Raw genomic sequence first — 15,307 nt, 5'->3', positions numbered from 1 at the left:
GAGGGATACGAATTATACTACATATAAGCAGATTTTACACTGCATATTTATCCGTGTAAATATGCAGCAGAGCATTCTTTTTCTGATGATTATGCATAAAACTGCATAGAATTTTCAGCGAAAACAAGGTATTTACGGCTCGTAAACATCGTGCAGAATTTTCTAAACACGATGTTTACAAAATTCTGCACGATAGATATCCGACCAGACTCGGTAGTTTGTCACTTCCGCATTACATTTTCGCCCCTCTCTTTCCTAGAACCGAAATTCAGAAGCCACGAAAATGACGCGTAATTTTCAGTCAGTCGGGATATCTATTGTGCGTTTTTTATCCTTTACAATGAATCTTATTCGTAATATTTAATCCGGATTACTTTCTTCGCATTGTCAATCTCCACGGACCCTAGACGGGCCAGGACAGACTGACCAAGGAGCAACGGGGCCTTCAGATTGCGGACCACGGTGGCATGGACATTCTTCAACTCCGAGTCACCGAACGTGACCTTGCGCAGATTGATGACCGTTCCCTCGTTGACATTGCCATTGGCATCGAGGAAGAGCGAGGTACCGACGACATCATCCTTCGACAAATAACCGTTCTTCAACATGAAGGTCGCCTCCACGACCGACAACGACACGTCGCTGGCACCAGTGTCCAGCCAGAAATTCAGCGGCAGACTGTTGATGCTGCATTTCACCTTACAGAGATCACCCTCCTCACGCGTGAAAGGGATCTCGCTGACGCGGGCCTTGCCCGACTTCTTCACGCTCGCCGCAGCGCCGATGACGCTATTCTCCGCTGCAATCTCTTTGGCGGCCTTGTCCTTGTAGGTCTTGACGAGGGCCTTGAAATCATCACGGTTCCGTATGGCGTCAAGGTCGAGATCACCGTCGAGATGTGCAAAAGCCCGGTAGCCTTTCTCGAAACTGAGTTTCAGATTCTCCAACGCCTTCTGCGGCTCACCCTTGCGACTATAGAAGCAGGCGGCATTATAGGCATTGTAACGCTCGGGGACATCCTTGCTGTGGGCTGCCACGGAGTCCTGGAAAGCCTGCGCCTTGTCCTTCTGACCCAGTTCCACGAGTGCGTACTGTGCGCAACCGTCCGACGTATAAGTAGTATCGATGGCCACCACTTTCCGGTAGTCTTCCATCGCGGCATCCTTCTTGCCGAGAAGCTGACGGCAGTATCCGCGGAGCAGATAGGCATGTGCCAGGTTGGGATTCTGTACGATCGTCGTGTTCAGGTCGTTGACAGCATCATCATACTTCCGCATGCTCGCCTCGATCTCGGCCTTCTCATAATAGCCGTCGGCATCACCGGGCTTCTTCTCAATATAGCGGTTGATGGACGTGAGCGCCTCCTGGTTTCGGCCAAGACCGGAGAGGATCCGCGCCTCCCGCACGATATTATCCGTATCGTTGACATCCATCGACATAGCCCGGCGGATATAGTCAAGGGCCTTATCGTAATCGCCATACTCGGAATAACAACTGGAGATCTGTATCATGTTGGCCTCGTTGGCATCTATCGTGTCGGCGGCAAGATACATCTTGATGGCATTGAGAAAATCATCGTTGTTCTGGTATACATAGCCCTGGATATGCGACCACACGCCGTTGTTCTTGTCCGAAGCCTGTTTGATACGTAGTTTGGCCAACAGTACATTCATGCCATCGCCCTTGAAATCATCAAGCAGATTGATGGCCTGACCATTATTGCTGAGTTCGACGGCCTTGATGAGATCATCGGAAGCCTCACCGTATTTCTTCATCTGCAGATAACTGTCCGCACGGTTGGCATAGGCGGCATCATCATTGGGATCGAGGGTGATGGCATAGGAGAAGAGGTCGAGGGCCTTCTGGAAGTTCTTCCGTTCAGCCTCATTACGACCCTTACCCTTGTAGCCCGTTCCGTCACCGGGGTAATATTTGATCAGTTCGTTGTAGTCGGCATCAGCAAGGTCATACGCCTTATGCTGGTAGTAATACTCCGCACGGTCCGACAGCACATTCTGGTCATGGGGACTGGCTTTCAGCGCGGCCTTCCAGTCGTCGAGGGCCAGGTCGTCATGGTTCAACTGAAGATTCACGCTGGCACGCAGCCGGTAGACCGTAGGGAGAAGATCCTTGTCCTTCTTCAACAGTTCAACGGCCTTGTTGATATTCTGCAGAGCGTACCCTTCCTGGTCGTTGTTGTCGTAGATAGCCGCCATGAGGAAGTAGGCATAGCCGTTCTTGGGATGGTCCTTGATCTCCTTCTGAAAGCACTCCATGGCCCCCTTCTCATCCGGCGTGTCACCGTTGAGAAGTTCATAGCCCCGTTGCAAGTTATAACTGCTCTGCATCTCTTTCAGGCTCTGGGCCATCATGGGCATAGCGCTCAGAAGAAGGAATAGGATCAGTAGCCTACGTACCGAAAATTGTCTCATCATTATTTTGATTAAGTATGATTAAATCGCAGGGCCGTTCGTCCCCGGAAAAGTTTTCCATCGGCAAAGATAGGAATAATTTTTGATAATCCTTAACCTTTTCAAGAAAAAATGTCGCAATCCCCGTTGCCTTCGTAGGGTGCGGCCCTTGTGGCCGTCCTAACGCCACAATTCCCGGTTAGGGCGCCCACAAGGGGTGCCCCTACGATGGACAGATACATTTTTTGTCAGAAACCCTGCATTTTTCAAATTTTATACTTACCTTTGCGATGACAAAACAATGTTTGACCTAAAAAGCTTGCGCTTATGAAAACGAAGCATATCCTTCTCTTGTTTGTCCTGCTCCTCACAATGGCCGGATGCAAGAAAGACCCGCAGGAAATCTTCAACGAGGAGAAATCAGGCGTGGTACTCATCTGCAATGAGTTCTACTATGACGTGGCCCTTGCCGACGGCGAGCATTTCTATTTCTCCGGTATCGCCAGTGACGGCAGTCTCGAAGGCCTCACGACGGACCTCAGTGAGATCAAGAAGAATCCAGCCATCCTCAACGGTACGGGCTTCTTCATCGACAAGACAGGCCGCATCCTCACCAACCGTCATGTCGTGGCCCCGGAGATCGACAAGGAGACGGTGAGGAAGAACATGAACAGCATCATCGAGGGCTATGCCGAGTATATTCAGTCGCTTCAGGACTCCATGGACCAGCGCTACCAGGCTATCCAAGAATACGCGCAGTCGCAACTCTACGAGGACGAATGGGGCGAGACGCAGCTGAACATGACGCAGGAGGAATACGACCAGCTCAATGCTGAGGTGGAGAGTCTGAAGGAACAGTATGCCCAGGCGGAGAATATCAAGGAAAACGTGCGCAGCAATATCCTCGACAACAACTTCACCATTCAGCTCCACTCCCAGTTCGGCATCGCCTACGACGGCAGTAAGGTCGGCTCATGGGATGACTTCATGAAGAACGACTGCACGCTGTTGCGCGTCTCACAGGACAGTAACTCCGACCTCGCTCTGCTGCAGCTGAACTCGAAGACGACGCCCGCCGGGAAATATGTCTTCGACTATACGCAGTTTGACGCGGACTATGCCGACCTGAAGATCACACAGTCTCTCTATATGATCGGTTACAACCAGGGCATCGAACTCGCGCAGACGGACAACGGCATCAACGCGCAGTTCACCACGGGAACGGTATCGCAGAATCCCGACGGTAACCGTGTGGTCTACAGTATCCCCGCCATGCACGGCTCCAGTGGTTCTCCCGTAGTGGACGACAAGGGCCGTGTCGTCGCCGTCAACTTCGCCGGCAGCAATGGCAGCGACAATTTCAACTTCGGCATCCCACTGCTCCGCGTCATCACATTCCTGAAATAATACATAGATCCTTTTGTAGGTGGCCGCCATGTTGCGGCCACACACAAAAGGATCTATGAATTATACAGGCTAAAGTCATCAATGACATCCTCGGGCAGGACAACGTAATCTTTCATACCGTCAACAGGCTCATGACGGAGGAAAAGGGCGTAATAAACTTGATGTTTCTTCAGATACGGAAACTCTTTTGCCCTGCTCATAAGATTCTCCAGTAGTTTCCCGGCATTCTCTTGTCTGGTCCATTTACATTCTCCTATCAGGATACTCTTCTTATCAATGGATTCTGCCACGACATCCAGTTCAATCTGCTTATCCCGTGCTACTGTCCCCCACCAACGTGAGGCGGCATTCCATGTGACACCGAAGAGGGTATTTCCACTGACGGCACGCCGACAAAGCTTCTCCCACTCCTTTCCTGCATAGTCGGCATAGTTGTCCTCAATATACTTTCTGACAACATCCTTTCTATCAAGTCCGATCAGAGATCTCTCCGGAACGATGAAACGGTGATAGAAGTTCAGAAACTCATCGGATATCTTATACAGGCTGCGCTTGGTGTTCTTGGCGCTCTCCCCAAAGGGTACCTCACGCTCGATATACCCTAAGTCGATGAGTTTCTTGATTGGCATGCTCAAATCAGTTGATTTTCGGTCCAGTCGTGCGGCAATCTCCGACAGTCGGTTGGCGCCACTGCCAATGATGGAGAGTATAGAGGAGGCCATTGCCGTCTGTTGCAGATCATCGGCAAGCAAGCGATGTATCCTTTCGACCTAACGCCCTTCTGAGTCTCTCTTTCTCGTCTATTCTATCCAAAAATTCCATAGGCAATAATTATAATGTGCAAATATAATAAATTTACTTTATAATTCCAAACATTTCATTGCCTTTTTGAATTTCATTTGGTGTACCGAATATCCTCTGTGGGAATAAAATAGTCATCTACCAGACCGATAACGGAAGAACCCAACTTGACGTGAAGTTGGAGCGGGTGCGTGGCCGCAATAGGACGACACCTACAAAAGGATCTATGTATTATTATTTATCTCATCCTTGCTCTGTATTCCACAGGGCTCATACCATACTTCCGCTTGAAGGCTGTACAGAAATGGCTGGGATAATCATAACCCAACTTCATTCCGATCTCCGCAATCGGCAGATGGGTGTCGAGGAGGTAGCGGACGGCTAGGTCCATGCGGTAGTCGAAGAGATACTGGAAGACCGTGGTGCCGAACTCCTGCTTGAAAGCTTTCTTTAGCGTACACTCATTGGTGCCCACCATTACGGCGAGTTCACGGAGCGACGGCATGTCCTGATAGCGGGAGAGGATGAGATCCCTGGCATCGTGCATCTTGTCACGCATAAGCAGGCTGTAGTAACCGCTCCCCGGCAACAAACTATCAGGGTCGAGGAAGCCCGAGAAGCAGTCAACGATCTTCGACTCCATATAGCGGTAAGCATTGCGGCCCATCAGATGAGCCTGTCCGATGTCGTTGGCAGTGCGGATGACGGCCCTCTCCATCGGCTGGTTCTCGTTGAGGAATACATGCGTATTATCGTGGCAATGCGTGAAGACGGAAAGTGAGTCGAATACTTCGGCGTTGTACTCCACGAGATTTTCAATAAACTGTTGCGGGATGACGATACTCAGGATGTCGAGCGAGAGGTTACGGCTCAGGTTCACGTTCAGCCCTCCCTCACCACTGATGAAACAGAGATTGGCGTCGCCCGTCCGCCACAGCAGTTCCTGGCTCCGTCCTTCCCCGGAGTAGACGTTCTTAGAACCAAATCCTTTTGTGGCGATAGAAAACATCAGTGCCGGTCGCACCTCGTGCATCACCTGAAAGCCGGCATTATCCGTATCGTGGGGAGAGTCATCAGAATGCTCAGATGAAATGGCGAGGCTGGTCGCCCCAAATTCAGGTGAACTACATGATCGATGAGAATCACTCGTTCGGCGCCTATTATAAATGGGACAACCACCCCTGGCAGAACTTCAGCGGATGGCTGAACACCGAGTCATATGAGGATGACAGATACCGCGAGCTCTCCGAGAGCAACATCTATCAGCAGACAACTTTCAAGAAACACATCTTCAATGCTTACTATAATGGTAAGGTCGGGAAGTTAGGTATCGACTTCAATGTCGACGGACTCTTTGATTCTACCAGCGATCCCAACGGCACGGAGGAGCATATCACCGATGCCGAGGGCAACAAGACCTTCAGGAAGGTGGATAACTTCACAAAGAGCAAGAATCGTTTTTGGGCCACCAAACTTGTTCTCACCTATCCTATCGCCAAAGGAACGCTGACGCTCGGCGGCGAGTATAGTTACAACAACCGTACGGACAGCTATTCCTATCAGAGTGAGCAACAGTTGCCTGTCACCAACAGCGACACGCGCATCAGGGAGTCGATGACGGCAGGCTTCATGGAGTATGGACGGAACTTCGGCCGCCTCTTTGCGCAGGCAGGCGTAAGATATGAATATCTCTACACAGGCTATTTCGAGTCGGGAAAGCGCCAGGACGAGATGAGCCGGAAGTATGGCGACTGGTTCCCTACGGCGTTGCTGAGTATGCCCCTCGGTAAGGTACAGCTGAGTCTCTCCTATCGTCAGGACATCATGCGGCCGGAATATGGTAATCTCACCAATTCTACGATCTATATCAACCGGTATACTTATCAGACGGGCAATCCTTATCTCCGTCCGGCCTATTCGCATGTCGTCGTACTAAATGCCGCCTACAAAGCCCTCAATTTCGTGGTCAACTATTCGTATACGAAAGATGTGGCTACACTGGTCACGGAGCCCTACCCCGGCAGCGACGACCCACTGCTGAGCATCATCCATCCCGTGAACACAAAGGATGGTTACGACAAGCTCGTCATCAATCCGTCCTTCCGGCCTACAATCGGGAAATGGCATCCTCTGTGGAGCGCGGGCTGGATCTTACAGAACTATAAAACGCTGACGGCGAGTGGCAAGGAGATGACGATGAACCGGCCTTTCTGGCAATTCGTTTGGAACAACGACATTGAGCTTCCGGCCGACATCCGCCTCAATGCCTGCTTGCAACTTACGACCAAAGGCGATTACGACAATCTCCGCATGACCCGAACGGCATGTAACCTAGGACTGGGCGTTCAGCGCGATTTCGCCCTCAAGGCTCTCGGCAAGCTTACTGCCGACCTGCGTTGCTACGATATCTTCAATACAAATAAGAGTGGCGTGACCATCTATGGCATCAGAGAACTGACCTCCTACAATCCCAGCCGCCGCTATTTCTCACTCGACATCACCTGGAAGTTCAATGAGGCAAGGAGCAAGTACCGCGGCACGGGAGCCGGACAGGAGCAAAAGGCAAGAATGTAGACTGTCTTATAATGTAGATTATTGGTGTCCGCTAAATAGATATAACGACTTATGGAATCCCTTTGGTTTAAAGGAATCCCGCTCTAAGCATTATGCGACAAGCCCCTCCTTCAATTTTGTTCACTTTCAGGAGGGGCTTCCAAAGCCTTCTCCAATGCTTCCTCCCAATCCTTTTCCGGGTGTTCCAAGAATCCATGAACGTCAATATAGTACATGAGCATTATCCTGACCATTGTAGCAAGCCCGGAGAAGCTCCATGACCGCGTAGTGCTCTTTTGCAGCAGCATCAGCAACAGATTGGCTGTCAGTGTCACCCAAATCTGTATTTTGATGGCGCTAGCGCTCTCGCCATAGAAATACCTTAACGGGAAGTTCTGTTTCAGTTGCTTGAATAGCGACTCTATTTCCCATCTAGCGTCATACGTGGCCACTATTTCTTCATAAGCCGTCTCCAAATCATTTGTAAGCAGCCTCGTGAGTTTCGGCTTCTTGGGATTTTTCATATTGACGTAGGTTATTTAGCAGCTGTCCCAGTATCGGCTGTCCGATAAAATGTGTACTTTTGCCCATAGTTACTTGGTCTTTTTACAAAATACAAAAGTAACACAAAAAGGCTGGATTCCAAGCGAGGAATTCAGCCTTAATTTTGGTCACACTGTTCAGGTTTTAGCGGACACCAATAATCTTCAATAAATTATTTGGCCGTCCGAAACATGTGCGGCAGACACGAAAAGGTGCCGGTGGAGTGCTTCCCAACCCTACTATAATCCCCTTAAAAGTCAATCCAAGAGTTCTTCCTCAATGTCATACCTGGGGCGTTGCTTCACCTCAAGGTATATTTTACCGATATATTCGCCCACGATACCCAGTCCCATGAGGATGCATCCGCCGATGAACCACATTGAAAGGATGAGCGACGACCAGCCGGGAACCACCTCGCCCGACACATATCGGTAGATAACGTAAGCCAATATTCCCAAGGACACCAGCAGGAAAAACAGTCCGAAGAAGAACACTACCCGTACGGGGCGCACGCTGAACGACGTGATGCCATCGATGGCAAAGTCTAGCATGGCTCGCACAGGGTATTTGCTGCGTCCGCCCTTGCGCTCTGCGCGGTCGTAATATCTCACGCCTGACGCATATCCCAACGTCGGAACGATGCCGCGCAAGAAGAGATTACGCTCACGATAGCGGCACAACTGCGTAACGGCGCGGCGGCTCATCAGCCTGCAATCGGCATGGTTATACACCGTTCGCACGCCCATGGCTCTCATCAGCCTATAGAACATCTGCGCCGTGGTGCGCTTCATCCACGAGTCAGAGGCACGGTTTCGCCTCACGCCATACACGATGTCCATGCCGCGGCGATAGTCATCCACCATGTCGGGAATGACGTTAATGTCGTCTTGCAAGTCGGCATCAATGGTCACAACAGCGTCAGCCCGTCGCCCAGCCACCTCCATTCCGGCCATCAGAGCCTTCTGCTGCCCCACGCGGGCAGCGAGACTGATGCCGCAGGCGCACCCGTCCTGCCTGTGAAAGGCGATGATTTTCTGCCACGTGCTATCCTTTGATCCGTCGTTGACGTATAGAATGCGGCTCTCGGCCGACACTTCCTTGCGTCGCATCATAGCCTTCAGCAGAGTCATGAGCCTGGCGTTGGTGGTTTGGAGCACTTCTTCCTCGTTGCAACAGGGCACAACAATGAAGAGCACGGGCAGCGTTCTTCTCTCTTTGTCTGTTTCTTTCTTCATGACGAATAAGATGAAAAGGGTCAGGCGGCCGCCAGTCTCCGACGAGAGACCACCACCACCTGACCGTTATACTATCCCGAAACCGAAGGCTTAGTCGCCCCAGCCCGTCAGTCCACCGTCTTCCCAGGCAGAGAACGGCTTGGCACCCACCTCGTCATTCTCGGTGTTTTCCTGAGCAGTATTTATGTTACCTACTGATACGGGCTTATGCTCGCTGTCCTGCAGCATTGTCATGCCACCACCATTGTAGTTGTTCGGGCCCTCATACAACATGCTTCCCTTGAGCGAGAGCCTGACGATTTTAGCATTTGGTTTTATATAGTTCTTTTTCTTCATATCATTGGTCAGTTGTGGTTTACGATTACTTTCTTTCCGTTCACGATATACAGTCCGTTGGGCAGACCAGCGAGAGAGGTGCCACGGCGCACGAGGACACCGGTCATGCTGTAGACATTGTTGGCTGCCGACTGCATGCGTGCCGACGGGGTGGTGATGTCCTTGATGCCGGTCGTCGTGCCAGAACCGTAGAAGTCGACGAACCTCATGCCCAGGTTCTCCTTGGCGGGATTTGAAGCGTCAGTCTTCTGGCCTATAATAGCCAGGAACGCACGGAACGGCGGACAGGACACCTTCTTGTGTTCAGTTTCTTCGCTTACCTTCTTGAACTTATAGTCCTTTGCCGACCAGTAATAGAAGTGATAAGTACGTTCATTATTATCATCGTCATAAAAGGAGTCTGTATACCTCACTTCTGCCAGATCATCAATTCGCTTAAAGCTTCCCACGAGGAAGTTATAACCTTCCTCGTTTTGATGGGTTCCGAATTTATCATAGTTCGATCCATCAGGATCAATGTCGGTGTTAGTCATATATCCGCAACGAACCATACCTCCTTTATTATCATAGCTGACAGGATAATTGTTATTTCCTACATCCCTATCAGAAGTGTAAAGAACCAGAGGTCTATTTTCGTTCGACTTCATGCCCATGAAAGGTTTTCCGGTCTTCAGGGTTTTGAGGTACATGATTGGTCCGTAGTATGACGTGTTGCCATTAGAATCATATTTAGGAGTACGCAGCGTGCCACCGATGGTGCCGTCGCTGTTGTATCCCCATGTCTGGCCCAACTGCACCTGTCCGTCGTCTGTTACGTTATACAGCACACCCCAGTTCTGGTCTGCCGGTGATGGAGTCCAACTGTATTTTCCCTCTACGGCCTTGTATTTGCCAGTGGTACACCAGTCGAAGATGACATCCATCGGAACGGAGAACGGCAGAGCCAGCGTGCTCGGCTTACCAGCCGTGAACTCGCGGTCGTAGCTGATATAGTCGCACTCTACAGAGCCAAGACTATTCATTTCTGGCCAGTAATACGGCTCTTTGTCCTTGAGGAAAAGCCGGTAAATCTTATGACCAGAGTTGTCGATCGTCGGCAACACCACGTTGAACGGCATATACAAGGAGTCAGCACCTGTACAGTAGTTCATTACCGTGCCGCGTGCCATCTCCACGATGCGGTTGATGTTTGGACCGCGGTCGAAGAAGCTGAACTTTTTGTAGCCAGTCAGGACTAACTTATTATCATCTTCATAATTATAGACGCCCGTCGAATCACCCTCTATAGCCGGCACTGTCGTGAGGAAATGACCAAATTCGGTATCGCCTCCTGTTTTATTTGCGTTCAGCAAGAGCACGACATCGGCGAGGTCGAAGTGCTTATCAGAGGAGATGGTGATGCCGAGGCTATCTGAGTTTTCGCCCGATCCCACCGTAGCTTCTATCTTCTGCCAGCCGCCTTTAGGAATGTCAGACTCTTCAAAGCCCATGGCCTTGAGATCATCATCGCTGAGCACCGTATAGATGGTGTCCACACATCCATTGTGGTCAACCGTAGAGTGAGTTTGGTCGTCTACACCCAGTCCGAGCACGGTTGCATGAGCTTTCATGTCTCCATGTGTGAGATCGAGGTTTATCTTCGCGCCCTTTTCACCGCGCACGATGGCCTGCAGGGTGTAGGTGTTTGGATCATATTCCGACTCGTCTGCTGGGAGCTTGTCCGCTTCGATGGTCTGCGACAGAGTGGTGCCGCCGGTCACTTGATAGTAACGGCTATTGCCATTTCTCCAGACCTTTCCTTTCTTAGCTTCTTCAAACTTCGGCCCACCGGTCCATTCCTTCTTGAGCAATCCCGTGAGGTCGTCATACACGCGGTCCTCGCCATAACCGGTCACGTCACCGTCGAGATAGCTGGGATAGCGTATAGAGGTACTGCATTCTCTGTCCACCTTTGGCTTTGCGCCCTCAGCATCATATACCTTTTTATCTATGAGATATTCTTTCGTATAATCACCGCTCATAAGTTTAAGGTATGAATAGAGGTAGAACTTCTTGACGTTGGCATTGGAAGCAGGCAGAAAGTAATTGCTTTGTCCTGGCTTGTTTTCATTATCTACATCACTTAACCAGTTCGAAGAATTACCACCTTCGTAATCAATGATCAATTCATTCAAGTCGTTGTCGTCAGCGTTCTCACTGGCAAACTTATACTTGAACTCATATTGATACTTATAGCCGTCTACATAACCATCATTAGCTAGATCTGCGACACTATCAGCTTCCCCGTCTTTCTTTAACTGGAGGGTTACTCTATATCCAGGATTATCATAAAAATTCCTATCCTCATCATTATAAGTACCATATTCTGGCTTTGTTCCATCAAGCAGTTCAAGGGTGTACTTGCCGGAAGTTATTTTCTTCTCCGCAGCATCCATATCTTCTTCTTTCTGCAGATCATCCATATTCTTATACGCATAGAACATCGAGCCATTGTTCTTCACATTGCCATCGGGTGAATACCAGAAATATACGTATAGGTTGGAAGAACCATTCAGAGTAAGATCTGTATAGGAACCATCACTAGAATAGGCTTTAAAGTAATAGTTATAATTTTGGGTCCTCCAGTGATCCATGTCACATGCGATGTCGGCTGCACCGTCTGTAAGGTCAGCCGATGTATAATATCCGGTTTCGAGGTAATTAAACGTCCTTACGCCGGTGGAATCAATAGGGTCATTGTACTTTTTGCCGGTATTATCAGTGCGCAGATAATAATAGGGCTTTGACTCGTCCCTAAAATCTGATATGAATTCTTTTTCTGTTACAGTCTCATGTTGATAGCATTGCTCTAAGTCCTCAGCATTTTTTATATTTCCCACGCGATTATAGTGGCTTAGGTCGTTCTCATAGAACACCTGCTGCGTAATATATGGCTTGAAATTGTGAAAGCCTATCGAGTAGTATATCTTACCGCCGCTCACCTTGCTGCCCATCATATCAGTCACCTCGGCGTGTATCTTATGCTCTGTCTTTTGCAATGTAAGATGGACGGTGTAAGCCTTGATGGTAGCTTCAACTATTGTATTATAGTTAGATTCTTGGGGGTCAACGATATTTAATGTTCCGGCTTTATCCGATGTGGTCCATGTAAAGGTTCTGTCGGTGGAATTATATCTGAAGGGATCGTTTGAAAGTTCTTTGGAATCCGGCATAAAAAAACCGGATCTATTATATCGTTCACCATCATAACTGTCATCATATAAGATGCCTGTGTTGGCTGGCGAGAAGGAAAAGACATTGTCGAAACCCATAGGGTTGACAGCCTGCAGCTCATCTGTATAGTAAGGCGAGGGATCGCCATTCTCTGTCACCGCAAGACTGGACCTGAGCTTATACTGGAAAGTATAAGTGTACATCTTTGTCGTGGCATCCCATGTCATTCCCTTGGTTTCAAGCTTATGCTCAAAACCGACCTTTGTCATGATGTAAGGTGATATGCCGGGCCCTGAGATGTATCCATTGCATTGTTCTTTTGATCGACATGTAATGGCTATTTTTGTGTCGAGTTCAGTGTAAAAAGGTATTCTCAGCTCAAAGGTGGTGTCATTGTCCACTACCGCTAAGTCAGAGGAGATACCGTTACCTATATCTGCTGTCACGCAGAATTTAGTTGGGTCGAGTCCATCCTTGCCGGTCCCCACCTTTTTCATGTTGTGCACCTTACCCGTGATGGCAAAGTATATCTTGCCATGCTCGTTGGTTTTCTGCACCATTTGTCCATTGTGGTCCAGCGTGAGGTAGACCACCTGTGCCCTTGCCGAGAGTGTGGCGACAATGAGCATTAAAAAGAGTAGCAGTTTTTTCATACCATATTGTTTGATTGTTAATGATTATGATTTTTAATTTCTTTCTTCATCGGCATCCGCTGGTAGAGCACCAGGTTGACGTCGTGCTCGGGATGCACGCGGCGGTAGCCTCTCTCCTCCAAGGCGCGCAGCCGTCGTGGGTTGTTGGGCACGACGATGAAGTCGGCATCGCGGCTGTAGACGGCCTCGTCCTGCGCGAGCTCCATCTGTGGTGTCGCTCCTGCCTGCCAGAACCAGTCGCGGCAGGCGGGTACGGCCTCTGCACCGACGCCGAGGGCGTTGCCCAGGCAGTGCCAGAACAGTATGCGGCAGCCCGGATGGCCGTTGACGACGGCGGCATAGTCGTCGAAGACGGTGCGCTCGGCACTCTCCTGGCCTATGTAGTTGCGGTAGTGGTGCCACTGGTAGAGGCCGTTGCCCACGACGGTAAGCAGCGACAGCGTGGCGATGAGCGGCCACCGTGGACGCCGCCGCACGATGAGGGCGGTGCCGAAGAGCAGCAGGGGCGCGCAGATCTGCATGTAGTGCACATGGATATAGTTCAGCGAGGCCAACAGCCAGAAGGCCAGGGCGAGCAGTGAGGGGAGGAAGCGCCGTGCACCTTTATACATTGTTATATATGGTACCGTCGCCGCTGCCAGGAGCAGGAACATCACTATCCGTCCGCCTATGAGCTGACGGACCTCCCACGGTGCCGACGGTGGCACGTGGCCGTGGGCGATATTGCCGACGGTGGCAATGGTGTTTAGGAAATAGCTCTGGACGAAGGCATGGAGGTTGCCCTCGACGAGGAAGTAGATAAGGAACGGCATGAGCACGAGGAGCGCGCCGAGAGCCGTCCATAGCAGTGGCTGCCACCAGGTGCTGTGGCGTTGGCGGACGACGGCGACGTATGCCACCGTCCATAGCAGCATCGTCATCGCGGTGAAGGTGTATTTGATGAGGAAGGTGGCACCTAAGGAGATGCCAAGGAGGAAGAACGGCAGGGCGCAGTCAGGACCTTGCCGGGTGATGGGTCCCGCGGCCCTTGCCGCGTCGCCGTGGGCGCTGGCAAGGCGCAGCATCGCCCATAGCGAGGCTGAGATAAAGAGTGTGCCGAAGTCCTCGGCACGTGTCTCAACATGTATGATTGGAAATAGGCACCCTCCCCAGACACATAATATCGTCGCGGCGAGGGCTCTGTGGCCGTCGTGGTCGTCGAGGAGGAGACGGGCGGCGTGGTAGAGGAAGAAGAAGATAAGGGTGTAGACGATGACGCTTATCCAGAACACGCCGTGATAGGTTGTCGGCGAGAGCCACGCGCCAAGGGCGTAGATAGCCAGGAGCAGTGGTCCCTTGGAGTCGGTGAAGTCGACATACGGCACCATCCCCTTGAGCCACGCGTGTCCCTGTGTGAAAAACATTGCGGAGTCCAGTCGTCCAAACACCTGACGCACATAGCTGTCAGGGGAGAGGAAAAAGAGAAGAACGAACGACATCAGGAAGAAAAACATCCATTGACGCGTCTGTTTGTAGAATAGCTTACAGGTCATAATTATCTTATCACACGTAGCTTCTGATTACATTTTCTAAAAATAGGTTATATGAATAGTTGTCTTTATCTCACAATCAGCTGCAAAATTAATAATTTTATCTGTATTACACAAACAATTTAACGCATTTGTTTACTTTTATGCTTTAATCCGTCAGGATAAATAAACTAACAATTATTACCTTAACCCACATTGCAGCAGCCCCTCGGCTCACCACTGCAATTATGTGTAAATTTTCTTAAATTCAGACATGCGGCACATGAAAAGGAGCCGTTTCTGTGCAAGTTCAAGATAGAAGTGCAATCGGAGTTGAGGAATATATTGAAAAAATATATACCATAAAACACCGAGGGGACTGGGGGCGAGAAGCCCCCAAGATATCTTGTACTTGATATAGGTTAAGAAAACTGGCAATGACAGATAAAAAGAAAAAGGGGAGAACGCTTTCTCCCCAAAATCAAATATATTTGCATTGCTTATGTACAAACATTTGACTTCAGAGCAAAGGTACGCAATTTCTATGTTGCTTGCAAACAATTCCAAGAAAAAAGATATAGCAGCTGCTATAAAAGTCAGTCCGTCAACCATTACCAGAGAGCTGAAACGCAACAGTAGCCGGAGTG

At 50.0% G+C, this 15,307-nt stretch carries 11 protein-coding genes; 3 read left to right on the top strand and 8 right to left on the bottom strand.

Translation table 11 applies throughout. The features are described from left to right. Positions 1-347: 347 nt before the first annotated feature. Positions 348-2,435: a TPR end-of-group domain-containing protein gene (locus tag G604_RS0110470; RefSeq protein WP_081657744.1), complete on the bottom strand. Its 2,088-nt coding sequence runs from the start codon at positions 2,433-2,435 to the stop codon at positions 348-350. 303 nt (positions 2,436-2,738) lie between these two features. Here G604_RS0110470 and G604_RS0110465 point away from each other — a divergent pair, with 303 nt between their 5' ends. Next, the gene (locus G604_RS0110465) at positions 2,739-3,818 is read left to right on the top strand and encodes a trypsin-like peptidase domain-containing protein (protein ID WP_028910525.1); all 1,080 of its coding nucleotides are present in this window, start codon (positions 2,739-2,741) and stop codon (positions 3,816-3,818) included. A 53-nt stretch (positions 3,819-3,871) separates the two neighbouring features. Here G604_RS0110465 and G604_RS14170 read toward each other — a convergent pair whose 3' ends face one another. Beyond that, the gene (locus tag G604_RS14170) at positions 3,872-4,540 is read right to left on the bottom strand and encodes a DUF234 domain-containing protein (RefSeq protein WP_155941925.1); all 669 of its coding nucleotides are present in this window, start codon (positions 4,538-4,540) and stop codon (positions 3,872-3,874) included. A 317-nt stretch (positions 4,541-4,857) separates the two neighbouring features. Continuing rightward, on the bottom strand, positions 4,858-5,652 hold the full coding sequence (locus tag G604_RS14820; protein ID WP_051220358.1) for an AraC family transcriptional regulator: 795 nt from the start codon (positions 5,650-5,652) through the stop codon (positions 4,858-4,860). Between the two features lie 53 nt (positions 5,653-5,705). Here G604_RS14820 and G604_RS0110450 point away from each other — a divergent pair, with 53 nt between their 5' ends. Beyond that, a complete protein-coding gene (locus tag G604_RS0110450) occupies positions 5,706-7,193 on the top strand; it encodes an outer membrane beta-barrel family protein (protein WP_028910524.1) in 1,488 nt (495 codons plus the stop codon). A gap of 110 nt (positions 7,194-7,303) precedes the next feature. Here G604_RS0110450 and G604_RS14160 read toward each other — a convergent pair whose 3' ends face one another. The 5 genes from G604_RS14160 to G604_RS0110425 form a co-directional block, all read right to left on the bottom strand. After that, positions 7,304-7,696 (bottom strand): transposase, encoded by a 393-nt coding sequence (locus G604_RS14160; protein WP_051220357.1) that lies wholly within the window; start codon positions 7,694-7,696, stop codon positions 7,304-7,306. A gap of 276 nt (positions 7,697-7,972) precedes the next feature. Continuing rightward, the gene (locus G604_RS0110440; RefSeq protein ID WP_051220356.1) at positions 7,973-8,950 is read right to left on the bottom strand and encodes a glycosyltransferase family 2 protein; all 978 of its coding nucleotides are present in this window, start codon (positions 8,948-8,950) and stop codon (positions 7,973-7,975) included. A gap of 90 nt (positions 8,951-9,040) precedes the next feature. Next, positions 9,041-9,286, bottom strand: coding sequence for a hypothetical protein (locus G604_RS0110435; protein ID WP_028910522.1), 246 nt, complete (start codon positions 9,284-9,286; stop codon positions 9,041-9,043). A gap of 8 nt (positions 9,287-9,294) precedes the next feature. Beyond that, positions 9,295-11,787: a hypothetical protein gene (locus G604_RS0110430; RefSeq protein ID WP_155941924.1), complete on the bottom strand. Its 2,493-nt coding sequence runs from the start codon at positions 11,785-11,787 to the stop codon at positions 9,295-9,297. A gap of 1,382 nt (positions 11,788-13,169) precedes the next feature. Continuing rightward, positions 13,170-14,684 carry an ArnT family glycosyltransferase gene (locus tag G604_RS0110425; RefSeq protein WP_036905371.1) on the bottom strand — a complete coding sequence of 505 codons (1,515 nt, stop codon included), beginning with the start codon at positions 14,682-14,684 and terminating at the stop codon, positions 13,170-13,172. Between the two features lie 478 nt (positions 14,685-15,162). On the opposite strand from G604_RS0110425, the gene G604_RS15055 reads away from it, so the two are divergent. Continuing rightward, positions 15,163-15,307 (top strand): helix-turn-helix domain-containing protein (locus G604_RS15055; protein ID WP_155941923.1); only part of this gene is annotated, 145 nt, incomplete at its 3' end.

Source organism: Prevotella sp. AGR2160, from assembly GCF_000424185.1.
Classification (GTDB): domain Bacteria; phylum Bacteroidota; class Bacteroidia; order Bacteroidales; family Bacteroidaceae; genus Prevotella.
Note: the sequence above shows the minus strand (reverse complement) of the source record. Positions and strands in the feature narration are given on the sequence as shown.